Consider the following 14,794-nt stretch of genomic DNA (forward strand, 5'->3'; position numbering starts at 1 on the left):
AGTAACTTTTTTTGAGAATTTGAATGGATGATAAATTATGGCCTTAACTAAAATACTTGCCGTTGATGACGAACCCTTTAACCTTGAAATTATTGAGGAGATTTTAGAGGATCTTGATTTTGAATTACAAGTAGCAACAAGTGGTCCTGAGTGTTTAAACATGGTTGAAGGCTATATGCCTCAGGTTATATTGCTCGACGTAAGTATGCCGCAAATGAACGGCTATGAAGTATGTAAGGCACTTAAAGCAAACCCAAATACAGCACACATTATTGTTATGTTTGTGTCTGCTCGTGGCACAGTTGAAGAGCGTATGGAAGGCTACTCGGTTGGTGCAGAAGACTATATTGTAAAACCCTTTGGCCATGATGAACTTAAGTCAAAGCTTAAAAATTTAAACCAAGTACTTGTTGAAAAACAAAGCCTTGAAAAGCAAGTTGAAGATGCTACATCAACTGCATTTAATGCCATGGCTAACAGCAGTGAAATGGGGCAGATAGTTAACTACGTTGAAAACATAGGCTTTATTAACGACCCTCAAGAGCTAGGTAAAGCGCTTATAGATTGCCTACAATCTTTTGATTTGCAAAGTAATGTTGAGTTTAGAGAGAACGATGAAATTAGTCACTTTGCATTAAGCGGCGTGTGTTCACCTATTGTGGTGGAGCTATTTGAAATGCTTAAAAACAAAGGGCGTTTACATGAATTTTCGCATCGAATTTTAGTTAACTATGAATTGATTAGCTTACTTATTTTAAATATGCCTGATCACGATCCAGATAAACACGGGCGTATACGCGACCACGTATGTTTTATTGTCAGTGTTACCGAGCAGCAACTACGCGCCATCATGACTAAGAAAATGCTTGAATCACAACAGGCAAAACTTAATGCCGTAGCAAGTACAGTTCACAGTAAGTTTCATGGCTTAATTAGCTTATTGAATGACAACCGTCAAAACAACGAAAAAGTGTTTAAACAGTTACAAGAAGAGCTCGAAGAACGTATCCCATCAATGGGATTAGATGAAGATCAGGAGGTGTTTATTTATAAAAAAGTAGATGAAACTATCCAAAACTCAGTGGCCAGAGAGGAGTCTGTTAAACAGGTAAAAGCAGCTTTTGCTGAAATTGAGCAAGACCTGTCATTGCTTTTAAAGAGCTAAATATATTTAATTAAATAATGTTACTTTAAGGCTTACTCCAACTGCATTATGCATCTCTGGGTAAGCCTTTTTCTACGATTCTGATTAACCTAGCCGTTTTACGAATTTGTAATCGTTGTTTATCGTTTTGTTGAGCAAGCGCCCATTCAATATGTTCTAAAACAAGCTCGCTGGATATTTGGCTTTTATCTTGTAAAGCATGAATAATAGCCGGGCTAAACTCTGCATTACCTAAACCGACCGCTATATTACGTAACCAACGTTCGTGACCTATGCGGCGAATAGGGCTGCCTTCGGTATTTTTTAAAAATGTAGGCTCATCCCAAGCAAATAGCTCAAGTAAATCTTTATTTTTTAATTGAGTACGAGGATGAAAATCATTTTCATCCGTTATTTGTCCATAACGATTCCAAGGGCATACCAACTGGCAATCATCACAACCATAGATACGGTTGCCTAATAAAGTTCGGTATTGTTCGGGTATGGGGCCTTGGTGTTCTATCGTTAAGTACGATATGCATTTACGTGCATCAACAACGTAAGGCTCTACAATTGCACCTGTTGGGCAAAGAGTAATACAAGCAACACATTTTCCGCAGCCTTCAAACGTGTTCTCTGCATCTATTGGTAGAGGTAAATCAATAAATAGTTCGCCTAAAAAAAACCACGATCCTGCTTCTTGATTAATTAATAACGAATGCTTACCACGCCACCCTAAACCGGCTTTTTCGGCAAGTTGACGCTCAAGTACCGGGGCTGAATCTACAAATGGCCTAAAGCCATATTCGCCAATTTCTTGCTCTATTTTTTGGCCAAGTTTTTTTAAACGATTACGCATTAATTTATGGTAATCACGACCCAGTGCATAACGACTTATGTATGCTTTTTCTTTATTTTTTAAGGTTTTTGCAAAGCCAGCATCGGGAGGAAGATAATTCATTTTTACGGATATAACACGCTGTGTACCAGGTACTAATTCAGCAGGGCGAGCGCGTTTCATGCCGTGAGCAGCCATATAATCCATCGAGCCGTGGTAGCCAGCATCAAGCCAGCGTTGCAATTGGGCTTCGTGCTTAGATAGGTCAATATCAGTAATACCTACTTCGCTAAAACCAAGCTCTTGCCCCCAGGTTTTTATTTGCAGGGCTAATTTTTCATAGTTTGGGGTAGGGTTGCTCACACACTTCACACACTTAAATTAATAGCTGCGTAATTTACCATATTTCTCCGAGCCCGAAAACGCTTCTTAGCGCACGAAGCGCTTTAACTGTTGTTGGGTTTGTAAGCTTAACTGTTGAGATTGCTCGCTATCGGCTAATGCCGTATCTATTTGCTGTTTAGCTTGCTCACCTAAAGCTACTATTTGCTCTACCGATTGGTGAGTATTAGTTTGAGTGCCCTCAAGCATATGCACAGCACTGGCTATTTGTTGTAGTTGCTGTTGGTTGTGCTCAAACTCACTAAGCATTTTTGTAAAACCCTCGGAGGTTGCACTAATTGAGCTTTGTGCGTTATTGGAGTGAGTCATTAATTGCTCTGACTCTTTATTTGTTTCATTTACTAGCTCATTCATTTGAGTAATAAAGTCGCTTATTTGCCTAGTTGCGCCACTGACCTTTATTGAAAGTGTGCGTACTTCGTCTGCAACTACGGCAAACCCTCTGCCAGCTTCACCCGCTCTAGCTGCTTCTATTGCGGCGTTAAGGGCTAACAAATTAGTTTGATCAGAAAACTCTTCAACCATTTTTAAAATACTACGAATGTTTTCACTGTTCTCTTTCAGTCCCGCAATTGTATTTGAAAAGCTACCTAGCATATTAGTAATAAGTTTAACCTGCTTTACTAAAGCAGCGAGCTCTGATGCAGATAGTTTTACAAAGTTAAGGTGTTCATTATTAACGTTATGCACGCTATCTGTATTATTTACTATGTTTTGTAAGCTTTGGGTTATTTGCATACTGGCATTAATAATACTGTGGCTTAACTGTATTTGTTGCTCACTTGATTGCTCAGTATTTTTCATCGATTCAGTGACTTGTATATTACTGTGTGCACTAGCTTGAGCACTGTTATATGTTGTGCTGAGTAACTCACTTAAATGGGCAGTAAATATATTATATTGTGAACTTAAATCTTTAAATTCGTCATACGAAAAGTGGGGAAGTTTTGCTGCTAAATTTGCATCTTGTTGGTTTATTTTTATTAAAGTATCGCGCATAGCAGTAACAGGGCGAACAATTAAAAAACGCATATAAAAAAGAGTAAAAATAAAACCAGATATAATAACAAGCGTAAGCAGCCAAAATAGCCCTGTACTTTGCTGTTGTTCGCTTAAGCTCTGATGCAGCCAAAATAACGTAATTGCTTGGAACAATAATACAAAACTTAAATTACCGACTATTTTACGCGTTAACGTAAAAAAGAATGTTTGCTCTATATAGTTATAAATTTTCATAAAACTACTCATTATGCTTAAGCCCTACGATTCTTATTTTAGTTAGGGAGGTGTAAGTTAGCTTTTTTGTAACGATAACAAGTAAGCTTTGGTTCGCGCTGGGTAATTTGTAAAAATTCCGTCTATGCCATACTCAAGCATTAGCGCTATATCTTGTTCTCTATCGACCGTATAAGCATAAATCTTTAAGCCTCTTTTTTTTGCATCATCGGCAAAAGCCTTATTTATAAAGGTTTTATCTGCATGTACGCTATAAGCGTTTAAATCACTTGCAAACTTTGCATAGTTAATTGGAATAGAAGAAGTAAGGGCGCCTATTTTAAGCCACGGTAGCTTGCTTTTAAGCCACTGTAGTTGATGATGATCAAACGATGATACTAAAATATTTGCTTTCGATATTTTGTTAGCTTCAATGTTTTCTTCAAGTTGAGCCACAAACCTTTCTAGTTCAAACGTATGTTTAAGCTCAATATTTAATAAAGATTTATTATTATTCCAATCAAACAGCTGCTGAAGAGTGGGAATTTTTTCACCATTTCCAGCATCAAGTTTAGAGAGTTCATGTGCCGTAAAGTTACTCACCCTACCTTTACCGCTGGTGGTTCTATCGAGCCATGAGTCGTGTATTAACATGTAATCATCGATGGAACTTTGAATATCTACTTCAATACCATCAACACCTACTTTTAACGCTTCTAAAATAGCGCTTTTGGTGTTTTCAGGAAAATCCCCACTGGCACCACGGTGTGCAAATACTTTCATTGTCGAGCCTTTTTAGTGATTGACCACGTTTCAAAACAAGCGGCACTAACAATAAGTGCTCCACCAACTAACGTCATAACAGTAGGACGTTCATGAATAATTACTATAGCCAGTATGGTGCCATAAAGTGGTTGTAAGCAAGAAATTAACCCCGCAGTTGCCGCTGATAAATGCTTTAAACTTGCTGCAAATAACGAGTGCGGTGTAGCTGTAAAAATAACACCCGCTATGGCAATTAAAATTAGGTCGTGATGACTAACCTCATATACCGGCACTTCTATAAATGCGCACAGCATAATGCTTGCCACTAAGGTTTGATAAAACATCGTTTGCGGGCCACCATATTGGCTAAAGTAGCGCTTATGGGTAATGTTTCTGATTGAAAAAAACAATGCCGATATCACACCTGTTATTACACCTAAGGTTACATCGTCGCCCAAGTTTGCACTTGGTACTAACAGGTAAATCCCTAAAACAACCACCGCCGCACTTATTATATCTTTTGCTTTTGGCCTGCTTTTATTAAATAAGGGCTCTAAAAATACCGTCATTACGGGGTAGCTAAAAAATGCCAACATCCCAATTGTTATACCGGCCATTTGCATACCAGCAAAATAGGTTACCCAGTGAATACCCACCGCAACACCTAAAAATAATGCAATAAAGTAGTCTTTAGGCTTGTTTAGTTTAATTTGTTTTTTTTGAAAATACAGCATGGCTAAAATAGCCATTCCTGCAATTGCAGTTCTGTAAACGGTAATATCTAAAGCATTTAAACCAATAAGCTTGGCAAATAAAGCGGTTCCGCCAAAAAGTAATACCGCTATGTGCAAATAAATTAAACTTTGCTGCTGAGATTGCATTTAGTTTCCTTGTTGTACTTTTTGAACATATTAACATTGCTTAAAAATTCTTAAGATGAATTTTTTTATCGCATGACAAATGTCATAAAAGTTGATGACACTTCACACTCTTATTATTTTTGTACGCTGGCATAGTTACCTTACTCAACAGGGGATAATTATGAATTCTTTAATTTTAATCAGCTTAACTATTAATGAAGTGCTAGAGGCATTAAGTTTTACGATTACGTACGCAGATTGCTTTATGCTGGCATGCATTTTTATGTTATTTATATTTATTAATAAAAATAGTCCTATAAGTAAAAATAATATGCCAGAGGTATTTGTATGAGCTCGCTTAACTCCTTTTCTCAACAAAGTGATAAAGGTTTTTGGAAATATGGGCATTTAATTTTTACAGGCTTTTATTTACTCCCATTAATAATTAATTTTGCGAGCTTTACTGCTAACCAAATAACGATGTCTTTAGCCTTTTATGTTGCTTTTATTCTTTTATATGTAAAAGCAATAAACTGCAAAAGTGCAGGGGTGACCAAGTTGTTTGTAGCCATGCTATTAATTTGTTTTTGCGCTACTTTTTACACCACAGGTACTCCTACTTTATTTGGCTTTGCAGCCTACGTAGCAGGCTATGCATACAACTACCATCAAAGAATTTATGCTGCACTCGCGATTATATCTACGGTTTTATTAAGCGCATATATTGGTGATATAGGGAAGGTTCAATACTTTTTAGCCGTTGCTTTGATTTTATGTGCAGCCTTATTTAGTTACGGTATTGCAGCTAAAAGAGAGAGCCTGTACAAAAAACGTGAGCAAGAAAGCGCTAACCAATTAGAGCAATTAGCAGCAATTGCTGAGCGTGAACGGATAGCCCGCGACTTGCATGATATTTTAGGTCACTCACTGTCATCTATTGCTTTAAAAGCTGAGCTTGCAAATAAATTAAACCAAGGTGAGCGTTACGCTCAAGCAAATAGCGAAATTGCACAAGTGGCCGATCTGGCAAGGCAGTTACTCAGTGATGTAAGAAGCGCCGTTAGTGATTTAAAACAGCTTAACCTTGTTAGCCAAGTAGCACAGTTAAAACAAAGATTAATAGAACAAGACTTTAACGTTTCATTTAATGTAGTTTTAAATACTCTACCCGCTAAAGTAGAGGGCATCGCAGGCCTTATAATTAAAGAAGCCGTTACCAATTTGCTACGTCATAGCAGCACAAAAAATTGCGAAATAAATATAGAACAAACAGCGCAGCAGCTACTCATTACCGTTATTGATCGTGCACCGTGCTCTACATTAAATTCGGGCAATGGCCTAAATGGTATTAAAGAGCGAGCAGAGCAACTCAATGGCAGTGCAACATTTACCTGTGGCGATATTTTTACTTTAAATGTAATGCTACCAATTTCAGCTAAGGATTTACAATGATCAGAGTGTATTTAGTGGAAGATCAAGCGCTTGTGCGCGACGCAGTAGCAGCATTGTTAGGACTCGATTTTAATATTGAGATTATTGGGCAAGCAAGTAACGGGCAAGATGCACTTAATGCAATTGAAGCACTTGATAGTGATTTACATCCCGATATAATTTTAACCGATATAGAAATGCCAACCATGAATGGTATAGAGCTGAGTGAAAAAATAGCCGCTAAGTTCCCCGCTATAAAAATGGTTATTATGACCACATTTTCTCGTGCGGGTTATATTAGGCGAGCGCTTACGGCAGGCGTTAAAGGTTTTATTTTAAAAGAAGCACCCAGTGAAGAGCTAATAAATGCGCTTAAAAAAGTAATGCAGGGACAAAAAGTGATAGACCCAGAGCTTGCTATCAATGCATTAGACGACGCAGATCCGCTTACAGATAAAGAACGCAAAGCACTTAAACTTGCAAGCGACGGCCTTAAAACAAGCGACATAGCCAAGCAGTTATTTATAAGTGAAGGTACCACACGTAATTATTTATCAGACGCTATTGCTAAGCTAAACGCCACTAACCGTATAGATGCTGCGCGTATAGCTAAACAAAAAGGATGGCTTTAAATAGTGGGTTTATAAATTATAAGCAAAGTATTACTATGTTATACCAATCTGCTTATATATGGGGTCTATTTAACGTTAAGAAAATTACGCTAGAACTAGGCAAAAATTTTTGTATCTAGTTGTTCTAAATAAAAATTTTTTAACGACGTTATAGTGAAATTTAATTCGTTAAATTGATCAAAGATTTATGCAGGTTGGTATTACTTATAAAAGTAACGAACAGCGCTTAAAATTAGCTTAAAAAGCGCTAAAAGAGGTTTTAATGGCAAATTTAATAGAACTAACAACTAAAAATAACACCGCTATACTCACCATGAATACCGCTGAAAACCGTCACAATCCAGCGTTTTTGGCCGAGTTTAATTTACACCTTGACCACATTGAAGCAGATCAAAATATTAAATCAGTTATTTTAACGTCCTCGAGTGATAAAAATTGGTCATTGGGTATCGACCTTCAATGGATGTCCAATCCAAGTATTTTACCTGCTGCAATTTCTGACTTTATGATTCAAATAAGTGACTTGTTTAAGCGCATAGTTACTTTTCCTATGCCTATTATTGCTGCGTTAAACGGGCATACCTATGGCAATGGTTCGGTGCTTGCGTGTGCGTGCGATTTTAGATTTATGAAGTCAGATAAAGGCTTCTTTTGTTTTCCTGAAGTGGACGTAATGGTGCCGTTTGTACCGTCGATGTTTCCTATAATTAATAAAGCTATTTCGCAAACATTCTTTAATCGTTTAGCTATGTCAGGAGAGCGTGTTGGTGCACAGCAGTTGCTAGAGAACAAAGTAGTTGAAGCTGTGTTTGCAAATAACGATGAACTACAAGCAGGTGTACTTGAGTTTGCCCAGCAGTTTAACAAAAACCGCTGGATTTACGCTCAAAATAAATCACAAATGAATAAGCAAATTTTGCTTACAATGAAAGAAGAAGACCCAAGCTTTATTGATAATATAAGCAAACTGCTCTGGAAAAACCTACAAAAAAATAAATAACCTGAACTCTGGTTAAGAGATTTACTAACGTATTGAATCATGTTGATATTTAAATTTATTTTCTCTAGCCAGAGATTTTCAGTGAAAACAAGGCGAATTTACGCGTCAATAGCTAGGGTCTGTTGATCTTTCAAGGTTAAATTTGCAGCAGTCTGTTTGGTATTTAGGCAAGGCAGAGCCTATGCAGTGTGGTTATTCCCCATAAATGGGCGATAACGTAGCATTAATGCCAAACAGGCGCTGCCCAAAGGGTTCTTCCTAGGGGCTACTTACTCTTTGTTGCTCGGTTTTTACTTAGCCCACTAGGTTACAAATCTCGCGCCGCGATTAAATAGCCCCTAGTTTGAACAAATTTTAATCCGCAAAGATCAACAGACCCTAGCCTATTGCAAGTATATTCAACGCTGTTAGCGCTGAAAATAGCTGCTCGAGATAGATTTATTAGCCAGAGCTCAGGTTATAATAGCGCGAAAGGGTTTTAGCATTACTACGATATGGCTAAACACTTTGCAGTTAAGGGGTCGTTAAGCCCCATTGCGCTAGATTTTTAAACTATACAGCAAGATAAACAGCAAGGTAAAAGTGCTTTCTTAAAAGTTTAATCGCTTTTACCTGTCTCATTATAACTATATGGGTTAAAATACCTACATAACCAACTAACAAGATAGTGAATGTCAAACCAAGATCCAAATCTCAGTCGAGAACAAGAAAAGTACGAAAACCCAGTCCCTAGTCGTGAGTTTATACTTACTCACCTTCAAGAGCGTTCAAAGCCTGCTAACTACGCGCAATTATGTGAAGAACTAGCAGTAAACGATGACGAACGCCAAATAGCATTTAAACGCCGCCTTCGCGCTATGGAGCGTGACGGACAGCTGTATTTTAATAAATTTAAATGCTATGCCCTAATTGACGAAGCCGGTTTAACCAAAGGCAAAGTAATAGGCCACAGAGACGGTTTTGGCTTTTTAGAAGTTGAAGGCGAGAGTAAAGATTGGTTTATTGCTAAGCACCAAATGAATATGGTGTTACATGGCGACATTGTACTAGCTAAAGGCACTAAACGTGGCTCTGGCTCAAAATGCGATGCACGTATTATAAAAGTGCTTACTAACGAGCGCGCGCCAATTGTTGGCCGTTACTTTGTAGAGCATGGTGTTGCCGTTGTGGTAGCTGAAGACCCGCGCATAACGCAAGATATAATGATTTTACCAGGCAACGAAAACGGTGCCCGCCATAACCAAATGGTGCAGGTTAAAATCACTCAAAATCCAAGCCGTAACATGAACGCGGTAGGTAAAATTATTGATGTACTTGGTGAGCATTTAGCCCCAGGTATGGAAATTGAAGTCGCACTTCGCAATCACGATATTCCACATGTATGGCCAGAAGAAGTTGAAGCACAAGTTGCTCACCTAGGTGAGTTTGTTGAAGACGCTGACAAACAAGGCCGCGTAGATTTACGTGACTTACCACTTGTAACTATTGATGGCGAAGACGCTCGCGACTTTGATGACGCCGTATACTGTGAACCTAAAAAATCGGGTGGCTGGCGCTTATGGGTTGCCATTGCCGATGTATCGCATTACGTAGGAATGAACACGCCGCTTAACAAAGAAGCAATTTTGCGTGGTAACTCAGTGTATTTTCCTGAGCAAGTAATTCCGATGCTACCAAAAGTGCTTTCTAACGGATTATGTTCGCTTAATCCAAAAGTAGATCGCTTATGTATGGTTGCCGAAATGACCGTATCGAGCTCGGGTAAACTTTCGGGCTATAAGTTTTACGAAGCGATAATGAACTCGCATGCACGTTTAACTTACACCAAAGTAAATGCCATTTTACAAAACGACGAAAAACTACGCGAAGAATACTCAGCCGTAGTGCCACATTTAACTGACTTACAGCAAATGTATATGGCACTTAAAGCAGCACGTCAAGAGCGTGGTGCCATTGAGTTTGAAACCCTAGAAACACGTTTTGTATTTAACGCTCAGCGTAAAATAGAATCAATAGTGCCTGTTATTCGTAACGATGCGCACAAACTAATTGAAGAATGTATGATTTTAGCCAACGTATCGGCGGCTAAAATTCTTGAAAAGCACGAAGCAAGCGCGCTTTATCGTGTGCATGACGAACCAGACAGCGAAAAGCTAGGTAACTTTACTAAGTTTTTAGGCGAGTTAGGTATCGAAAGCACATTAAGCGACGAGCCAACACCAAAAGAAATAACCCAAGTATTAGCGCGACTAGGTGACCGCCCAGAAGCCGAGCTTATTCAAACTATGCTACTGCGTTCAATGAAACAAGCTGTATATCAGCCAGATAACATTGGTCACTTTGGTTTAGCGTTATCGGCTTACGCGCACTTTACATCGCCAATACGTCGTTACCCAGATTTAGTAGTACATCGTGCTATTAAAGCAGTTATAAAAGCACAAGGTCAGCAAACGTCTGGCGAATACGCTTATACCGACGACGAAGTTGATCAACTAGGTGAGCAGTGTTCTACCACAGAGCGCCGCGCCGATGATGCAACTCGCGAAGTTGCCGATTGGCTTAAATGTGAGTTTATGCAAGATCACGTAGGTGACGAGTTTGACGGTGTTATTTCATCGGTCACTAACTTTGGTTTGTTTATTCGTTTAGACGATTTACAAATTGATGGGCTTATTCATGTTACTAATTTAGGCGACGAGTTTTTTGCGCATGATGCTGCAAAACACACCTTAATAGGTGAGCACTCTCACAAAATTTATCGCCTTGGCGATAAAGTAACAGTAAAAGTTGCGTCGGTTAGTTTAGACGATCGCCGTATCAACTTAACGCTTAAAGGCGATGTTGCACAAGACAGATACTCACGTCGTCGTGCGCCAAAAAAAGGTTCAGGTAAATCTGAGCATGCGCCAGCAAGTGTGCGTTCGCAATTAAAAGCAGGCAAAGTACCGGGTAAAAAGTCGCACAGCGATGACAAGCCAAAAGGTAAAAAAAAGCCAGCAAATAAAGATAAAGGCAAGCCTGCAAATAAGTCTGCAACTAAACCCGCAGATAAAAAAGCAGCAGACACTGCCGTAAAGAAAAAGCCGAAGAAGAAGGCAGTTAAAAAGCCTAAAAGAGCTGGCAAAAATGCCCGTAAAAGTACTAGCCCAGGAGCAGATAATACGTGAGTAATGAATTAATTTTTGGCTTTCACTCTGTTGAAGCAATTTTAGAAAGCGAGCCAGAGCGCTTTGTAGAAATTTACGCCCTTAAAGGTCGTGACGACAAACGCTCAACTCCGATTATTGATGAAGCACGTAAGTTTGGTATTTCAGTACAGTTTATGCAGCGTAAAGCCCTTGATAGCAAATCAAAGGGTGAGCAGCATCAAGGTATTATTGCCAACGTAAAAGCAGCGCCAACGTTTAACGAAAAAGATCTTGATGCGATAATCGCTCGTGAAGACACACCGTTTTTACTTGTGCTTGATGGTATTACCGATCCGCATAACTTAGGCGCATGTCTACGTAGTGCTGACGCTGCTGGTGTTCACGCTATAATTGTACCTAAAGATCGCTCTGCCAAGCTTAACGGCACAGCACGTAAAGTAGCTTGTGGCGCAGCCGAAACAGTACCGCTTATTCAAGTGACTAACCTTGCACGTACGCTTCGCGAAATTAAAGATGCAGGCGTATGGGTTGTAGGCACTGCTGGCGAAACTGATAACCACGTATTTGATGCAAGCTTAACGGGGCCAATGGCTATTGTTATGGGCGCAGAAGGCGAGGGCATGCGACGCTTAACGCGTGAGCATTGCGATATGCTTGTTAAAATCCCAATGGCGGGTACTGTTTCAAGCTTAAACGTATCGGTAGCCACGGGTATTTGTTTGTTTGAAGTATTACGCCAACGTAACGCAAATAACTAATACCTAATTAATAATACCTAATTTAAATTAAGTATTAAAAAAGCCGAGATTGAAATTCAATCTCGGCTTTTTTGTATCTGTAACTTACGCTTTTAACTTTACATCAATTGATGCTCTATTATAGCGATAGGAAAATAACTCTATAGCAAGGCAAAAATAACGAAATATAATTGTTCTTACATGAGTTATTTTTAAAGCAGCTAATAAACCACTTATCCTATACAAAGCGCAGGTAAACGGTTTAATAACAAGGCAATAATTTAGATGTATTGGTCTTACATAAAAAATTATTAACGCTGTTAGTGAACCGTTTAACCAGCTTTCAATTTAGAATGAGTAAGTGTAGCCCATCTGTACAGTACGCGGCTTACCTGGTTGAATGCCACCGTTTGAACGGTTAGCAACGTATGTTTTATCAAACAAGTTATCAACGCTTAGGTATACTTTTTGATTTTCATCGATTAAGTATTTAGCAGCTAAATCCCATACTACGCGGCTATCAATTGCGTTTAAGCCCGACTGCGTTAAGTTAGCATGCGCATCAGATACGTAACGTATTTGGCTGTTAACTACAAACGCAGAAAACTCAGCACCTAACGATAACGCTACTTGGTTTTCTGGTACGTAAGGCATTGCATCGCCTTTTTCTACCGTGCCCCAAATTTCTGAATCAAAATCGTTTTTAAACTCAGAGTCTGTGTAGGTGTATGTTAATTTAACTGGGAACATAGCTGTATCAGTTGCAAAAGTACGGCCTGCACTAAATTCAAAGCCCGCTACTTCTACTTCACCGTAGTTGTATTGGTCGCCAATGTTGTCGTCGCTACAGCCAACCGCTGCAGTACAGTTACCGTGCATGTTGCTGTAGTCAGAGTAAAAGCCAATTACTTCACCGCTAAAGCCATTCATATTAAAGCGAGAGCCAAACTCAATATTTACACTTTCTTCTTCTTCTTGGTCAGCATTACCAGGTGCTGCTGGTGCATACCCTTTTTGAATGCCCGCAAGTAGCGTTACGTTTTCGTTAAGTGTGTAAGTAGCACCTAGTGACGGAACTAAAATTTCAGTGTCGTTCGACACATCTTTAGTTAAACCGTTGCTGCGTGTTGGATCTGATTTAGACCACTCTTCACGCGTAATAGTAATGTCTTCATAACGAAGGCCTGCACTTACTACTAATGCATCAATTGTCCACTCGTCTTGAATAAACAAGGTACTTGCTTCTGCGCTATCTACACGGTTGCTGTCAGAGCCCGGAACGCCTTGCTCTGTAAGCGTTAAGCTTAGATCTTGATTAAGTGTGTATTTGTCTTCCCATTGAAAACGATCCATTTCGTCTTCGTGGTAACGTACGCCAACAGTCACATAGTGGTCGCCTGCAGGAATATGTAATTCAGACTGAATACCTTTAGCTTGGTAATCGCGGTTATTAGCTTTAATACCAATACCTTCAATACCTTCGCTTGTAGGGTTTGCTTCAAATTCACTGTATTGCTCAAGGTAGCTTTCGCTTACTTTGCTGGCTTTATACCAGTTACGATGAAAATCGTTTAAGTAAGCCGTAGCTAAAAATTCATAGCCATCACCAAAACGGTACGCGTAGTTAAGTTGGTATGCGTTGTGGCGAGTATTCATTTCATCGTTTTGCGATGCAGCATAACGACGGTAAGGACTTTCTTGATAGTCTTCGTCAGTTAAGCCCATGTATGTTTCGTCTGATGTTTCGTCAGAGTACTTAATTTTTAGCTCAAGATTATGCGCATCGTTTTGACCAAACGTATGGCCAAACTTTAATAGTAAATCTGTTTTTTCAAAGCCGGTGTTGTCATTACCTACTGGCAGCTCTTTAAAGCCGTCTGCGCCGTAAGTAAATACTTCAATTAAGCCTGCTGTGTTGTTTTTTTCTTTACCAAAGTAAGCGTGGCCTTTGTAGTAACCGTCGCTACCAAGGGCTGCATCTACCATACCTTTTGAGCTATTTGGCTCAGTTGGTAAGCTGCGCGAAAGTAAGTTTAAAACACCACCCGTAGTACGCGGGCCATACTTAACTGATGCCGCGCCTTTTAATACTTCAATAGACTCCATACGACCCATAGTAGGGAAGTAGTAAGCAGAAGGTGCTGAATAGGGTGCTGGTGCAACTAATACACCGTCTTCCATTACTGATATTTTATCGTTACGGCCAGTACCTGTACCGCGCATACCAATATTAGGGCGCAGACCGTAGCCTTCTTCTTCTTGCACGTAAACGCCCGGAACAGACGCTAAAACGCGAGAAATATCGGTAAACTGGAATTTTTGAAGCTCTTCTTCAGAAATAAACGTAGCCGAACCAGGAATATCGTTAATTGCTTGTTCTGAGCCAATAACGGTAATTTGTTCAAAGCGTTGTTCTTTATCGCTGGTGTCTTTTGCTATTGCAGTAGCACTAAAAGACAAAGCAACCGCAGTTGCCAGGGTAGATACTAAAAACTTAGGGTTCATTGTGTTCCTAATCATGTCAATTATCTTAATTGGCGTAATTTGAACACGTTAACGAATACGAATCAATGTTATTAAGTATTTAATTATTCAGTTTAATAGAACTAAAAACACCTGTT

General features: G+C 39.3%; 11 protein-coding genes. 6 read left to right on the top strand and 5 right to left on the bottom strand.

Features of this window, described 5'->3' with window-relative positions; all coding sequences use genetic code 11:
• The first annotated feature begins 37 nt into the window (after positions 1 to 37).
• Positions 38 to 1,165 carry a response regulator gene (locus tag I6F54_RS03965; protein WP_165727670.1) on the top strand — a complete coding sequence of 376 codons (1,128 nt, stop codon included), beginning with the start codon at positions 38 to 40 and terminating at the stop codon, positions 1,163 to 1,165.
• A gap of 46 nt (positions 1,166 to 1,211) precedes the next feature.
• On the opposite strand, the gene queG is transcribed toward I6F54_RS03965, so the two are convergent.
• From queG to I6F54_RS03985, 4 genes are all read right to left on the bottom strand, one after another.
• Positions 1,212 to 2,345, bottom strand: a complete 1,134-nt coding sequence (queG, locus tag I6F54_RS03970) for a tRNA epoxyqueuosine(34) reductase QueG (RefSeq protein ID WP_197139821.1) — start codon at positions 2,343 to 2,345, stop codon at positions 1,212 to 1,214.
• 66 nt (positions 2,346 to 2,411) lie between these two features.
• Positions 2,412 to 3,632, bottom strand: coding sequence for a methyl-accepting chemotaxis protein (locus I6F54_RS03975; protein ID WP_101216875.1), 1,221 nt, complete (start codon positions 3,630 to 3,632; stop codon positions 2,412 to 2,414).
• A gap of 45 nt (positions 3,633 to 3,677) precedes the next feature.
• Positions 3,678 to 4,382, bottom strand: coding sequence for a glycerophosphodiester phosphodiesterase (locus I6F54_RS03980; RefSeq protein ID WP_165740593.1), 705 nt, complete (start codon positions 4,380 to 4,382; stop codon positions 3,678 to 3,680).
• Positions 4,379 to 5,245, bottom strand: a complete 867-nt coding sequence (locus tag I6F54_RS03985) for a DMT family transporter (protein ID WP_197139823.1) — start codon at positions 5,243 to 5,245, stop codon at positions 4,379 to 4,381. The genes I6F54_RS03980 and I6F54_RS03985 overlap by 4 nt, the downstream gene beginning before the upstream one ends.
• 327 nt (positions 5,246 to 5,572) lie before the next feature.
• Between I6F54_RS03985 and I6F54_RS03990 the strand changes: the two genes are divergently transcribed.
• The 5 genes from I6F54_RS03990 to rlmB all read left to right on the top strand — a co-directional run bounded on the left by I6F54_RS03990 (position 5,573) and on the right by rlmB (position 12,194).
• Positions 5,573 to 6,676, top strand: a complete 1,104-nt coding sequence (locus tag I6F54_RS03990) for a sensor histidine kinase (RefSeq protein ID WP_165727667.1) — start codon at positions 5,573 to 5,575, stop codon at positions 6,674 to 6,676.
• Positions 6,673 to 7,287 carry a response regulator transcription factor gene (locus I6F54_RS03995; RefSeq protein WP_058154167.1) on the top strand — a complete coding sequence of 205 codons (615 nt, stop codon included), beginning with the start codon at positions 6,673 to 6,675 and terminating at the stop codon, positions 7,285 to 7,287. Before I6F54_RS03990 ends, I6F54_RS03995 begins: the two co-directional genes overlap by 4 nt.
• Before the next feature lie 262 nt (positions 7,288 to 7,549).
• Entirely contained in the window at positions 7,550 to 8,287 is a 738-nt protein-coding gene (locus I6F54_RS04000; RefSeq protein ID WP_197139825.1) for an enoyl-CoA hydratase/isomerase family protein, read from the top strand.
• A gap of 671 nt (positions 8,288 to 8,958) precedes the next feature.
• Positions 8,959 to 11,454: a ribonuclease R gene (rnr, locus tag I6F54_RS04005; protein WP_197139827.1), complete on the top strand. Its 2,496-nt coding sequence runs from the start codon at positions 8,959 to 8,961 to the stop codon at positions 11,452 to 11,454.
• Positions 11,451 to 12,194 (top strand): 23S rRNA (guanosine(2251)-2'-O)-methyltransferase RlmB, encoded by a 744-nt coding sequence (gene rlmB, locus I6F54_RS04010; RefSeq protein WP_007378377.1) that lies wholly within the window; start codon positions 11,451 to 11,453, stop codon positions 12,192 to 12,194. Before rnr ends, rlmB begins: the two co-directional genes overlap by 4 nt.
• Positions 12,195 to 12,521: 327 nt before the next feature.
• Here rlmB and I6F54_RS04015 read toward each other — a convergent pair whose 3' ends face one another.
• Complete coding sequence (locus I6F54_RS04015) at positions 12,522 to 14,678, bottom strand: TonB-dependent receptor family protein (protein ID WP_197139829.1); 2,157 nt, start codon at positions 14,676 to 14,678, stop codon at positions 12,522 to 12,524.
• Positions 14,679 to 14,794: the final 116 nt, after the last annotated feature.

The organism is Pseudoalteromonas sp. SWXJZ10B (assembly GCF_015864475.1).
GTDB lineage: Bacteria > Pseudomonadota > Gammaproteobacteria > Enterobacterales > Alteromonadaceae > Pseudoalteromonas > Pseudoalteromonas arctica.

Coding starts and splice junctions, on each gene's coding strand:
- I6F54_RS03990 (WP_165727667.1), top strand. CDS start 5,573: ATGAGCTCGCTTAACTCCTTTTCTCAACAAAGTGATAAAGGTTTTTGG.
- I6F54_RS04000 (WP_197139825.1), top strand. CDS start 7,550: ATGGCAAATTTAATAGAACTAACAACTAAAAATAACACCGCTATACTC.
- I6F54_RS03985 (WP_197139823.1), bottom strand. CDS start 5,245: ATGCAATCTCAGCAGCAAAGTTTAATTTATTTGCACATAGCGGTATTA.
- I6F54_RS03975 (WP_101216875.1), bottom strand. CDS start 3,632: ATGAGTAGTTTTATGAAAATTTATAACTATATAGAGCAAACATTCTTT.
- I6F54_RS04015 (WP_197139829.1), bottom strand. CDS start 14,678: ATGAACCCTAAGTTTTTAGTATCTACCCTGGCAACTGCGGTTGCTTTG.
- rnr (WP_197139827.1), top strand. CDS start 8,959: ATGTCAAACCAAGATCCAAATCTCAGTCGAGAACAAGAAAAGTACGAA.
- I6F54_RS03980 (WP_165740593.1), bottom strand. CDS start 4,382: ATGAAAGTATTTGCACACCGTGGTGCCAGTGGGGATTTTCCTGAAAAC.
- I6F54_RS03995 (WP_058154167.1), top strand. CDS start 6,673: ATGATCAGAGTGTATTTAGTGGAAGATCAAGCGCTTGTGCGCGACGCA.
- I6F54_RS03965 (WP_165727670.1), top strand. CDS start 38: ATGGCCTTAACTAAAATACTTGCCGTTGATGACGAACCCTTTAACCTT.